We start from the raw sequence: 12,107 nt of genomic DNA, 5'->3' as shown, positions 1-12,107 counted from the left end.
GGCCCCATGAAGATTCTCGTTCCCGTCAAGCGCGTGGTGGATTACAACGTGAAGGTCCGCGTGAAGTCGGACAACACGGGCGTGGATATCGCCAACGTCAAGATGAGCATGAACCCCTTCGACGAAATCGCCGTCGAGCAAGCCGTGCGGCTGAAGGAGAAGGGCGAGGCCAGCGAAGTGATCGCGGTGTCGTGCGGCGTGGCGCAGTGCCAGGAAACCCTGCGCACGGCCCTGGCCATCGGCGCCGACCGGGCCATCCTGGTCGAGACCGCGGCCGAGCTGCAGCCGCTGGCGGTGGCCAAGCTGCTCAAGGCCCTGGTGGACCGCGAGCAGCCCGGCCTGGTCATCCTGGGCAAGCAGGCCATCGACGACGACGCCAACCAGACGGGCCAGATGCTGGCGGCCTTGGCCGACCTGCCGCAGGCCACCTTCGCGTCCAAGGTCGAGCTGGCCGGCGACAAGGTCAGCGTGACGCGCGAGGTCGACGGCGGGCTGGAAACCCTGTCGCTGGACATGCCGGCCGTCATCACCACCGATCTGCGCCTGAACGAGCCGCGCTATGTCACCTTGCCCAACATCATGAAGGCCAAGAAGAAGCCGCTCGACACGATCAAGCCGGAGGACCTCGGCGTGGACGTCGCGCCGCGCCTGAAGACGCTCAAGGTGAGCGAGCCGCCGCAGCGCGCCGCCGGCGTGAAGGTGCCCGATGTCGCCGCGCTGGTGGAAAAGCTGAAGAACGAAGCAAAAGTGATCCAAGGATAGGTAACAGAAATGACCGCACTCGTTATTGCAGAACACGACAACGCTTCGATCAAGCCGGCCACGCTGAATACCGTCACGGCCGCCCTGGCCTGCGGCGCCGACGTGCACGTGCTGGTGGCCGGCGACAATGCCGCCGGCGCGGCGCAGGCCGCGGCGCGGATCGCCGGCGTTTCCAAGGTCGTCCACGCCGATGGCGCGAGCCTCAAGGACGGGCTGGCCGAGAGCCTGGCCGCCCAGGTGCTGGCCGCGCAGGCGGACGGCAACTACAGCCACATCCTGTTTCCCGCCACCGCCAGCGGCAAGAACGTGGCGCCGCGCGTGGCGGCCCGCCTGGACGTGGCCCAGGTCAGCGACATCACCAGGGTGGTCGGCGCCGATACGTTCGAGCGCCCCATTTACGCGGGCAACGCCATCGCCACGGTGCAAAGCGCCGATGCCGTCAAGGTCGTGACGGTGCGCACCACCGGTTTCGACGCCGCCGAGCCGACCGGCGGCTCGGCCGCCGTGGAGACGGCGGCGGCGGTTGCCGACGGCGGCAAGAGCCGCTTCGTGGGCCGCGAAGTCACCAAGAGCGACCGTCCCGAGCTGACGGCCGCCAAGATCATCGTATCGGGCGGCCGGGCGCTGGGTTCGGCCGAGAAATTCACCGACGTGATCACCCCGCTGGCCGACAAGCTGGGCGCGGCGATCGGCGCAAGCCGCGCGGCCGTGGACGCCGGCTACGCGGCCAACGACCTGCAGGTCGGCCAGACCGGCAAGATCGTGGCGCCGCAGCTGTACATCGCGGTGGGCATTTCCGGGGCGATCCAGCACCTGGCCGGGATGAAGGATTCCAAGGTCATCGTGGCGATCAACAAGGACGCCGAGGCCCCCATCTTCGCGGTGGCGGACTACGGCCTGGAGGCGGACCTGTTCCAGGCGGTCCCGGAGCTGATCGACGCCCTCTGAGGCGCGACGGTTGCCATCGCCGGTCGCGCGGATGCGCGGCCGGCTTTTTTTGAGCGAGTTGGCATGCATCAAGAGAATCCGCCGTCCTACGACGCCTGGGTCGGCCGCACCGAAACCAGCGCGGACCAGATCGGTTCGACGCCGATCCGCCTGCTGCGCGCCACGCTGGACGACGAGCAGGCGTCGGCGCTGCCGGCGCACCTGCCGCCGCTGTGGCACTGGCTGTACTTCCTGCCCGGCGAGCGCCAGTCCAACATCGGCTCCGACGGACACCCCCGGCGCGGCGGCTTCCTGCCGCCCATCACCCTGCCGCGCCGCATGTGGGCCGGCGGCCGCCTGCGGTTCCTGCGCCCGCTGGCCGTGGGGGCGGCGGTCACGCGCCTGTCCACGATCAGGCACGTCCAGGTCAAGTCGGGCCGCAGCGGCCAGCTGGTTTTCGTGACGGTGCTGCACGAGATCGGCGACGACGCGGGCGTGGCCATCCGCGAAGAGCAGGACATCGTGTATCGCGACGCGCCCGCCGCGGGCGCGCCGGCGCCGCAGCCTCCGCCGGCCCCGGCGGACGAGCAGTATTCGCGCGTCGTCACGCCCGACCCGGTGCTGCTCATGCGCTTTTCGGCCCTGACATTCAATGGCCATCGCATTCACTACGACCGCCCCTACGCCATGCAGGAAGAAGGGTATCCGGGCCTGGTGGTGCATGGCCCGCTGATCGCCACCCTGCTCATGGAAGAACTGCGCCGGGCCCATCCTGGCAAGACCGTCCGCGGGTTCGAGTTCAAGGCCGTCAGCCCCTTGTTCGACACGGCGGCGTTCTCGGTCAACGGCAAAGTGGCGGGCAACACCGCCCAGCTGTGGGCGCGCGGCCCGCAGGGGCAACTGGCCATGCAGGCCAGCGCGGAAATCGAATGAACCCTGCCCGTCCCGGCGCGCCATGCAGGGGCGCGGGGAGGGGGCAACCCCGGGTGGCGGCGCGAGGCGCCGTTGTGTCCCCGTCGATGTACGGAACAATGCGGCGCCTGCGTTGACGCGTGCTGGCGCGATTGGATTGAATGCCGGTGCCGCTGCGCGCCGGCCAGCTGTCGCCGGCGTGCGGTGTGGCATCGATTCACGGAAATCGAGTCGTGCTTCAGAACCCAGTCGGACACTCGCATCGCGACAAGTCCGCTCCATCGGAGACAACTGATGTTTACACGCCGCCACTTCCTCAAGACCTGGGCCGCGCTGCCGGTGGCATTGCAGTCGCGACACGCGCTGGCCCAGCAACTGTCGGACAAACCCATCCGGCTCATGGTGGCCGCCTCGAGCGGAACGACGGTCGACACCGTGGCGCGTTTCCTGGCGCCGCCGCTGGCCGGCCTGGTCGGCGCGCCGGTTGTGGTCGAGAACCGCCCCGGCGCGGGCGGCGCGCTGGGCAGCGCCGCCGTGGCCAAGGCGCCCGCCGATGGCCATACCTTGCTCATGACCGGCATCACGCACTTCTCGGCGCTGTATTCCGGCGAAGCCGCGGCCACCTACGATCCGGTGCGGGACTTCAAGGGCGTGGCGCGCGCATGCAGCGCCGCGCTGGCGCTGGTCGTGCCCGTCAACTCGCCGTACAAGACGCTTGACGACCTGCTCGCCGCCATGAAGGCCAATCCGGATGGCATCGACTACGGTTCGGGCGGCGTGGGCAGCACATCGCATCTGTGCACCGCCATCATGAACGACCTGACCGGCACGCGCGCCCGGCACATTCCCTACAAGGGCAATACGCAGGCCGTCACCGACACCGCGGCCGGCATCGTGGCGTTCACCTGCCAAGGGGCGGCCGGCGTGCTGCCGATGATACAGGCCGGCCGGCTGCGCGCGCTCGTCGTCACCAGCCCGCAACGCTGGGATGCGTTGCCCGACGTCCCGACCGGGGTGGAGAGCGGCATTCCGGGTTTCGAGGTGTCGTCATGGATGGCCGCGTTCGCGCCGGCACGGACGCCCGACCCCATCGTCGTGCAGCTGTCGGACGCGCTTGCCAGGATCGTGCGCTCGTCCGAATTCAAGGACTTCTGCGCCAACCAGTCGCTGTATGTCGACCTGATGGAGTATCGCGAATTCCAGGCCAGCATTCCCGCCGAGGACAAGCGCTGGCAGCGGGTGGCCGAGCTGGTCAAGCGGTCGTGACGCCGGCGCCGCGCGATCGCAAGACGGCGCAATGAGCGCATGCGATGCCTTGCCGCCGGCCGCGCGGCAAGCGTGCGGCCGGCGCTCCAAAAGCGCCTTGCCACTGGGTTTTTTTACCTTCCAGGTGTTAGAATTTATGCACCTTACCTACACTAGTCAGAGCAATGGCAAGAAGGCAGACGAGTTCCAATGGCGCCGGCGAAACGCGTGAGAATCTGCTGCGGCTGGCGGCGCGGATTTTCAGCGCCCAAGGCTATTCCGGAACGACGATGCGCAGCATTGCGCAGCAGGCCGGCATAGAAACCGCCAGCATCTACTATCACTTCCCGTCCAAGGAGGACCTGGTCGACGAGGTGATGGAGATCGGCGCCACTGCCATCATCCAGCACATGACGGAGCGGGTCGAGGCCCTGGGCGACGGCGCCACGGCCGAAGAGCGCTTTCGCGCGGCCGTGCTGGGACAAATGGCCGGCATGGTCAAGCATGGCGAGTACACGCTGGCCAGCAGCAGCCTGATAGAGCAGCTGCCCGAGAAGGTGCGCGAGCGCCAGAGCAAGCGGCGCGAGAGCTACCAGAAACTGTGGGCCGGCCTGCTCGAGGACCTGCGCGCCGAAGGCCGGTTGCGCGGCGACGTCGATCTCCATCTGGCGCGCATGTTCATACTGGGCAGCGTGCAATCGATCCGATACTGGTTCAACCCGCGCAAAGGGTCGCTGGAGAAGGTTGCCGAGCAGCTTTGCGACCTGTTCTTCGACGGCGTGGGCCAGCGCGGCTAGGGCAGCCCGCAAGGCGGGCCGGCCCCGCCCGGGCATCGGGTCATGCCTGGGCGCCGGCGTGGCGTCATGGCGCGGGTTCGCACAGCGCCATCAAGTCGGCGGCCTTCATCGCCGGATCCATCTTCCGTAGCGCGGCCAGCAGCGCCCGCGCGCGCGCCTGGCCCAGGGCGTCGGCGGTCAGCTCCATGAACTTGGCATCCTGCTCGTGCTCGGGCATGGGGTTGGTGTCCGTGCCGATCGGATCCGCCACGAATACATGCTCGGCGCTGCCGTCGCGGAAGGTGACAGTCACGTCGGCGACGAACTTGCCGGGATGGCGCGCCTCGAGGGCAGGATCCTCGGTGATGCGGATGCCGCGCGCCATGGCGATGACCGGCGCCATGTCCACCTTGCCGTCCAGGTAGTCGCGGTGGACGCGGTAGCCGTTGCCCAGACCCTGCACGGCCAGCGCCGCCTGGATAGGCAGGCTGAACTGCACATGCTCGATGTTGGCGGGTTCGTAGGCGCAGGCGTTGGCGGTGCCGACGACCACATTGAAGTGCGGCGTGATCTTCAGGTGTATGTCGGCGATCTCGCCGCGACGCTCGGCATAGGGCCGCAGGGCGTCGATGTAGGCGTGGGTGCAGTAGCAGGCGCAATAGGCCTTGAGCCAGACGGTCGCGACCTGGAAGGGTTGGCCGGGCGCGAAGCGCTGCTGCGGGGCGTCGCCCGCGGTGCGCTGCAGGAAAGTCCTGAAGAATCCCTTGTTGCCGCTCAGGAAGGCGCGCGGTCCCGTGATGCCGGCCCGCGCCATGTCGGCCGCCATCATGCCGTTGCGCGTGCCCAGGCCGGCATGGATGCGCTTGATGGAGCCGCCCGTGGACGAGTACTCGGTGGTGCCCGACGTATGGCTGAGCGCGATCGCCAGCGCATGGAGGGTGGTTTCGGCGTCGTAGCCGCGCAGCTTCGCGGCCACGGCGGCGGCGCCGAAGTTCGACAGGGTGCAGTGCGGGTGATAGCCGCGCCGCAGCAGCTCGGGCGCGGCGAGCAGGCCGATGCGCGTGTAGACCTCATAGCCGGCCACCATCGCCGTGATGACGTCACGCAGCGACGAGCCCAGTTCCTCGCCGATCGCCAGGGCGGCGGGGATGACGCAGCTGCCCGGGTGGCTGTAGCTGGGGCCGTGCGCGTCGTCGTACTCGAAGCCGTGGCCGTACGAGCCATTGACGAAAGCGGCGTCGGCGGCGCTCATTTTCAGGGTCGAGGCGCTTACGCGGCTGGCGCCCGGACGTTGCTGGGTCAGCGCGTAGTCCAGCAATTGCCTGGACCATGGCATGGCCGAGATGCCGACCTGCAACGCGAGCTGGTCGCGCATCAGGCGGTTCACGCCGGCCAGCGCCGCCGCGTCGATGTGCTCGTATTTCAGGTCCTGGACGAAGCGCACCACGGCCTGTTCGAGCGGCGGGCAGTCGCCGGGCGGGGAAGCGGGGCTTGCAGCAGCGTTCATGCGGTCTTCCGGAAAGGGGGGGCGCCGCTTGCGCGGCATGACGGGTCAGGGCAGGCGCGCCGAGGGAAAGTCGGGGGCGCGCTTGTCGCGCAGCGCGGCCAGGCCTTCCTTGACGTCCGGACCCAGGAAGCACAGCATTTCCAGCGCCAGCGAATTGTCGAAGGCCGGGCCGGCGGTGCGCAGCCAGTTGTTGAGCGACTTCTTGGTCGCGCGGATGGCCGTCTGGCTGCCGCGCGCCAGCTTGGCGGCAATCGCGAGCGCCCTGGGCAGGACCTCGGCGCGCGGCGCGCAGAACGTCACCAGCCCGATGCGTTCGGCTTCCTTGCCGTCGACGAAGTCCGCGGTCATCAGGTAGTACTTCGCCTTGGACATGCCGCAAAGAATCGGCCAGATGATGGCGGCATGGTCGCCCGCCGAGACGCCCAGCCGGGCGTGCCCGTCGGTCAGCTTCGCATCCTCGGCCATGACGCTCACGTCGGCCAGCAGGGCCACGGCCAGGCCGGCGCCCACGGCGGTGCCGTTGATCGCGGAAATGATCGGCTTGTCGCAGGCCAGCATGTTGTAGACGATGTCGGACGCCTCTTTCATGACCCGCATGGTGGTTTCGTGGCTGTTGGACATGGCCTCCACGACGGACAGGTCGCCGCCCGCCGAGAACGCCCGTTCGCCGGCGCCGGTGACCACGACCGCCTTGACGCCCGGGTCGTCGTTGACGACGCCCCAGATCCGGGTCAGTTCCCAGTGCATGCGGTCGTTGGTGGCGTTCATGGCGTCGGGCCGGTTGAGCGTGACCAGCATGACGCCGTCGTCCTGGGGTTCGCACAGCAGGAATTCAAAGTCTTCGTAGCGCATGTTCAATACGGCTCCATAGCGTTGATGCGTATCCGTCGCGCCGCGCCGTCGGGCGTGGCCGGCTGAAGCGAGTTTGAGTGCGTGCGCACGGATGGCGCAAGGGACAGCAGGGCTGCGTTCCGTACATTGGGCGCAGCGCTGGCGGCAGCGGCGGGCAAGCCGCCGGCGCGCGGGCTGCGTGCGGGTGCAGATGGTATGCTCGTTTCGCTCGAGGCCAGGCGTGCCTCGGCGATGCACCGAACCCGGAATAATGGCCCAAGGATGAATGCTGAAACCCCTCAAAACCTGATGCTCGCCTCCTTGCAGGCGCCGCCCGTGCGTACGGTCGTGGCGGATCCGCAGAGCGTGTATGCCGCCATCGAAAGCCGCTTCTGCTGCCGCGAGTTCCTGGCCGAGCCGGTCGAGCGCGAGACGCTGGAACGTATCCTGCGCGCCGCGAGCTGGGCGCCGTCCGGCTCCAACAACCAGCCATGGAAAGTGTACGTGGTGCAGGGCGCCAGCCGCGCCGCGCTGTCGCAGAAGGTGCGCGCCGCGCACGATGCCCTGAGCGAGGATCCGGCGCTGGCCGACGATTATCGCGAGCCGTACCAGTACTACCCCGTCGAGTGGGTGTCGCCGTACATCGAACGGCGGCGCGCCTGCGGCTTCGGCCTGTACGGGGTGCTGAACATCGCCCGCGGCGATCGGGTCCGGATGAACGAGCAACTGCTGCGCAATTTCGATTTCTTTGGCGCGCCCGTGGGGATTTTCTTCACCAACGACGAGATACTGGCCGAAGGCGCGCTGGTGGATACCGCCATGTTCGTGCAGAACGTGATGCTGGCGGCGCGGGCCGAAGGCCTGCATACCTGCGTGCAGGCGGCCTGGAATCGCTTCTCGTCGGTGGTCCTGCCGCACGTCGGCGCGCAAGGCGAGCGCCTGGTGTGCGCACTGGCGCTGGGCCACGCGGATGTGGATGCGCCCGTGAATACCTTCCGTCCGGATCGGGCGGACCCGGCTTCCTTCACTGCCTGGCTGGATTAACGCTTACGGCCTGGCCGATCGCACATGCCGCCCCGGTTCCGGGGCGGTTTTTTTTGCGCGCCAAGGCGTGGCCGCCGGCCGGCGCCGGATGCGCCGGCTCAGGCGGACAGCGGCGTGCTGGTCTGGCCCAGCACGATGCGCGCGATGTCGGAGCCTATGGCTTCGATGGACCGGCCGCCCTTGGGGTCGTACCACTCGTGGGACCAGTTCAGGCCGCCGATCATGAACAGCCGCAGCACGGTCAGGTCCACATCGCCGGCGAGGTATCCCTCGTTCTTCGCCTGCCGCAGCAGTTCGCGCCATACATCGCCGTATGCGGACCGTTTCTCATGGTGCCGCTTGCGCAATGCCGGCGGGGCCAGGTGGAAGTTGATCACGCCGGCCGCCGTGAAGTCGTTGTGCATGAGCAGCGCGGACAGGTGCCCGATGATGGCGATCCTGAGGCGGTCGGCCGCCGTCGCGTCCTTGGGGGCGCTGGCCAGGCGCCGTTGCACTTCCTGTTGCGGGGCGCCCAGGCCGACCGTCATCACTTCTTCGAGCAGGGCTTCCTTGCTGGCGAAGTGATAGAGGATGGTGGCCGGGCGCAGGTCCGCCAGTTGCCCGATCTCGGCAAGCGTGGCGGCCACGTAGCCCTTGTGCCTGAAGACGTGCGCGGCGGCGCGCAGCAGGCGATCCCGCGTCTCCGGTGACGCCTTGCCTTCCCCGCGCTGACCACGGGAGCGTCCTTTCTCCGACGCCTGGCTCTCGGTGTGCTCTGTCGATGAAGTTGTGTCTGGCATGGGCAAATTCTAGCTTGACAGCAAAATCTCTTTTCTGAATAATCGTTTGAAATAGATCGGCGGATCATTTCCGCTTCATGATCTGGCTTATCGATTCTAAACGCCTTATAGCTTGAATTTAAAAGAAAAAAATACGAAGTTCCGGTGCTTTGGCGGGATTTCTGTGGTTTTTATGCTGAATGATTGTTAGATTGGAGGGTGAAATGGCGTATCCGAAGTTTGTCGAGTTCCATGAAGAGGGGCCCCGCGAGGGTTTCCAGAGCGAAAAGGCGCTGTATCCGCTGGCCAGCAGGGTTGCCCTGGTGGATGCGTTGACCGCGACGGGCCTGAAGAAAATCCAGGTGGCCTCGTTCGTCAACCCCAGGATGGTGCCGGCCATGGCCGATGCGGCCGAGCTGTTCGGCGCCATTCAGAAAAAATCCGGCGTGCGGCACACCGCCCTGTGGCTCAACGCCAAGGGCATCGAGAAGGCGGCGGCGACCGCCGGCGTGGACCTGGACGGCAAGATGATGCTGTACGCATCGGAAGCGTTCTCATGGTCCAACAATGGCTGCTCCGCCAAAGACCAGCAAAAGCGGCAGCTGGAGTGGCTGGCGATATACGACCGCCTGGAACTGCCGCTGGAGGCCGTCTATGTCGCGACCGCCTTCGGCTGCCAGATGCAGGGCGAAGTCCCGCTGCAGGCGGTGCTGGACATCGTGGATTTCGTCAGGGACCTGTGCGAGGAACAGTCGCGCCCCTTGCCCAGCATATTCCTGGGCGACACCGTGGGCTGGGGCAACCCCGAGGAGATCAAGCGCCGCGTCAATGCCGTGCGCGAACGGGCGCCGGGGATGCGCGTGGGGCTGCACCTGCACGACACGCGCGGCATGGGCGCGGCCAATTTCTATGCCGCCTTGCAGGAAGGGGTGGATCTGTTCGACAGCTCCATCGGCGGCCTGGGCGGCTGCCCGTTCTGCAATCACACCAATATGCAGGCCGCGGGCAATATCTGCACCGAGGACATGGTGCAGCTGTGCCACGAGCTGGGCATCGAGACGGGCATCGACCTGGATCGGCTCATCGAGGCGTCGCGCCTGGCCGAGGAAATCATCGGACGCACCTTGTCGGGCAAGGTCATGCACAGCGATTCGCTGGACGCCCAGCGCGCCGCGCTGCGCCTGGCCCAGGCCGGAGAGCCGGCATGAGCGATGCGCTGCTTTTCTCGGTGGACGACGGGATCGCCACGCTGACCATCAACCGGCCGGCGCAGCGCAACGCCATCAACATCGAGGTCAACAGCCGGCTGTACGAGGCCTGGGAAACCATCGACCGCCGTCCGGACATCCGCGTGGCCATCCTCACTTCGGCGGACTGCGGCACCTTCTGCGCCGGCATGGACCTGAAGGAGGCCGCGCGTGTCCGGGAGGAAACGGGCGAGGACGTCGTGCGGTCGTTCAAGGATCCGTTCCAGGCGCGCATGCGCCGGGTGAAAGTGCCGATCGTCGCCGCCATGACCGGGCACCTGATGGCGGGCGGCATGATGCTTTCGCTGAACTGCGATCTGCGGGTGGGGCTGGCCGGCACCAAGGCGGGCATCACCGAAAGCAAGGTGGGCCGCGGCTCGCCGTGGGGCGTGCCGCTGGTATGGATGCTGCCGCAGCCGGTGCTGATGGAATTGATGCTGACCGGCAACCTCATGCCCATCGAGCGCCTGCGCGAGCTGGGCTTCGTCAACGACCTGGGCGAAACGCCGGAGGAGGTGCGGACCAAGGCGTTGGCGCTGGCCCGCGCCATCCGCGACAACGCACCGCTTTCCGTGGCGTGCGCCAAGCAATCCATCCTGGCCGCCATGAGCGCGGGCTGCGATGCGGGCCTGGAGATGGCCTGGCGCATTCATCGCCCGGCCTACGAAAGCGAGGACGCCGAGGAAGGGCCGCGCGCGTTTGCCGAAGGCAGGAAGCCGGTATGGCTGGGCAGGTAGTGCCCGAGCGCGGACGGGCGGGCCATGCCGGCGCCCGGCTGGGCCGCTGTCGCTTGATTGTTTACACACCTGGTTGATTTCATGTCTATTTCATCTCATCGGCTGCTCGAAGGCATTCGCGTCCTCGACATGACCGTGGCGCTGGCCGGCCCGTACGCTTCGATGCTGCTGGGCGGCCTGGGCGCGGAGGTCATCCGGGTCGAGGCGCCGGGCGGCAGCGACCTGGGCCGCAGCAATCCGCCGTTCATGGGGCCGGGCGGCGTCAATTTCGGCCAGCAGGGCGGCGACGATGTGTCGCTGACCTTGCTCAACCGCGCCCGCAACAAGAAGAGCATTACGCTCAACATCAAGGATCCGGAGGGGCGGGCGCTGTTCGCCAGGTTGGTGGGCGAAAGCGATGTATTCATCGAGAACCTGAGCGAAGGCGCCAGCGAGCGCCTGGGCGTGGACTATCCCCGTGTCCGGGCAATCAACGATCGCATCATCTATGCGTCGATCAAGGCCTTCGGCGAGCCCAGCAAGTACCAGAACCTCAAAGGCATGGACATCCTGGTGCAGGCGCTGTCGGGCCTGATGGCGGTGACCGGCGAGGAGGCCGGGCCGCCGATGCGCTGCGGGGTGCCGGTGGCGGACTTGCTGGCGCCGCTGTACATGGTCAACGGCATACTGGCGGCCCTGATCTATCGGGGCAGGACGGGCAAGGGGCAGAAGATCCAGGTGTCCATGCTCGATTGCCTGTCGTCCTGGGTGGCCGAGGAGCATTTCGATGTGCTGGCCCAGGCGGGTTTCCGCATGCGCACCGGCAACAACCACGAGCGCCTGGTGCCGTTCGGGACCTACGAGTGCGTGGACGGCCATATCGCCATCGCGGCGGTGCACCCGGACTGGTTCGCCAGCCTGCTCGACGCCATGGGCCGGGCCGACCTGAAGCGCGACCCGCGCTTTGCCGACCGCGGCACGCGGATGCGCCATGCCGCCGAGCTCGCTGCGCTGGTGTCCGCGTGGACGCGGGACAAGACGGTCGCCTTTGTCGAACAGGCCTTGGTGCAGGAGCGCGGCGTACCGGCGGCGCGGGTGCGCACGCCGCTGGAGATGCTGGACGACCCGGACCTGCACCGCAGCGGCGCCATCACCGACTTGCGGACTCCCGATGGCGGCACGGTGCGCGGCATGGGGCTGCCCATCGGTTTCTCGGAATGCCACGCGCAATTCGATGTGCCGGCCCAGGCGCTGGGCCAGGCCAACGCATCGGTGTACGCGGACATATTGGGCCTTTCCGACGCCGAGATCCGGCGGCTGGAAGAAAAAGGCGTGATCTGACTCAACCAAGGAGACAAATACGCCGGCCTGCTCCGTGCGCC

12 protein-coding genes are annotated in these 12,107 nt (G+C 67.5%); 9 read left to right on the top strand and 3 right to left on the bottom strand.

The window, feature by feature from the left end:
* Positions 1 to 6: 6 nt before the first annotated feature.
* From CAL11_RS21240 to CAL11_RS21220, 5 genes are all read left to right on the top strand, one after another.
* Entirely contained in the window at positions 7 to 762 is a 756-nt protein-coding gene (locus CAL11_RS21240; protein ID WP_086094163.1) for an electron transfer flavoprotein subunit beta/FixA family protein, read from the top strand.
* Positions 763 to 771: 9 nt separating this feature from the next.
* Positions 772 to 1,710, top strand: coding sequence for an electron transfer flavoprotein subunit alpha/FixB family protein (locus CAL11_RS21235; protein ID WP_086094162.1), 939 nt, complete (start codon positions 772 to 774; stop codon positions 1,708 to 1,710).
* Positions 1,711 to 1,773: 63 nt separating this feature from the next.
* The gene (locus CAL11_RS21230; RefSeq protein WP_086094161.1) at positions 1,774 to 2,622 is read left to right on the top strand and encodes an FAS1-like dehydratase domain-containing protein; all 849 of its coding nucleotides are present in this window, start codon (positions 1,774 to 1,776) and stop codon (positions 2,620 to 2,622) included.
* A gap of 273 nt (positions 2,623 to 2,895) precedes the next feature.
* Positions 2,896 to 3,867 (top strand): Bug family tripartite tricarboxylate transporter substrate binding protein, encoded by a 972-nt coding sequence (locus CAL11_RS21225; RefSeq protein WP_086094160.1) that lies wholly within the window; start codon positions 2,896 to 2,898, stop codon positions 3,865 to 3,867.
* Positions 3,868 to 4,031: 164 nt separating this feature from the next.
* Positions 4,032 to 4,643: a TetR/AcrR family transcriptional regulator gene (locus tag CAL11_RS21220; protein ID WP_033462825.1), complete on the top strand. Its 612-nt coding sequence runs from the start codon at positions 4,032 to 4,034 to the stop codon at positions 4,641 to 4,643.
* A gap of 64 nt (positions 4,644 to 4,707) precedes the next feature.
* Here the strand turns inward: CAL11_RS21220 and CAL11_RS21215 are convergent, their stop codons facing one another.
* Positions 4,708 to 6,129 carry an MmgE/PrpD family protein gene (locus CAL11_RS21215; RefSeq protein ID WP_086094652.1) on the bottom strand — a complete coding sequence of 474 codons (1,422 nt, stop codon included), beginning with the start codon at positions 6,127 to 6,129 and terminating at the stop codon, positions 4,708 to 4,710.
* A 45-nt stretch (positions 6,130 to 6,174) separates the two neighbouring features.
* On the bottom strand, positions 6,175 to 6,981 hold the full coding sequence (locus CAL11_RS21210; RefSeq protein ID WP_086094651.1) for an enoyl-CoA hydratase/isomerase family protein: 807 nt from the start codon (positions 6,979 to 6,981) through the stop codon (positions 6,175 to 6,177).
* Positions 6,982 to 7,242: 261 nt separating this feature from the next.
* Between CAL11_RS21210 and CAL11_RS21205 the strand changes: the two genes are divergently transcribed.
* Complete coding sequence (locus tag CAL11_RS21205; protein ID WP_086094159.1) at positions 7,243 to 8,004, top strand: nitroreductase; 762 nt, start codon at positions 7,243 to 7,245, stop codon at positions 8,002 to 8,004.
* Positions 8,005 to 8,102: 98 nt separating this feature from the next.
* Here the strand turns inward: CAL11_RS21205 and CAL11_RS21200 are convergent, their stop codons facing one another.
* Complete coding sequence (locus tag CAL11_RS21200) at positions 8,103 to 8,789, bottom strand: TetR/AcrR family transcriptional regulator (protein ID WP_086094158.1); 687 nt, start codon at positions 8,787 to 8,789, stop codon at positions 8,103 to 8,105.
* A 173-nt stretch (positions 8,790 to 8,962) separates the two neighbouring features.
* Between CAL11_RS21200 and CAL11_RS21195 the strand changes: the two genes are divergently transcribed.
* The 3 genes from CAL11_RS21195 to CAL11_RS21185 are packed head-to-tail and all read left to right on the top strand — an operon-like array spanning position 8,963 to position 12,066.
* On the top strand, positions 8,963 to 9,970 hold the full coding sequence (locus CAL11_RS21195) for a hydroxymethylglutaryl-CoA lyase (protein ID WP_086094157.1): 1,008 nt from the start codon (positions 8,963 to 8,965) through the stop codon (positions 9,968 to 9,970).
* Positions 9,967 to 10,746 (top strand): enoyl-CoA hydratase-related protein, encoded by a 780-nt coding sequence (locus CAL11_RS21190; protein WP_086094156.1) that lies wholly within the window; start codon positions 9,967 to 9,969, stop codon positions 10,744 to 10,746. Before CAL11_RS21195 ends, CAL11_RS21190 begins: the two co-directional genes overlap by 4 nt.
* A 57-nt stretch (positions 10,747 to 10,803) precedes the next feature.
* Positions 10,804 to 12,066 carry a CaiB/BaiF CoA transferase family protein gene (locus tag CAL11_RS21185; protein WP_208617563.1) on the top strand — a complete coding sequence of 421 codons (1,263 nt, stop codon included), beginning with the start codon at positions 10,804 to 10,806 and terminating at the stop codon, positions 12,064 to 12,066.
* The last annotated feature ends 41 nt before the right edge of the window (positions 12,067 to 12,107 follow it).

Source organism: Bordetella genomosp. 6, assembly GCF_002119705.1.
Taxonomy (GTDB): Bacteria; Pseudomonadota; Gammaproteobacteria; order Burkholderiales; family Burkholderiaceae_B; genus Bordetella; species Bordetella bronchiseptica_F.
This window is presented reverse-complemented; position numbering and strand designations above follow the sequence as displayed.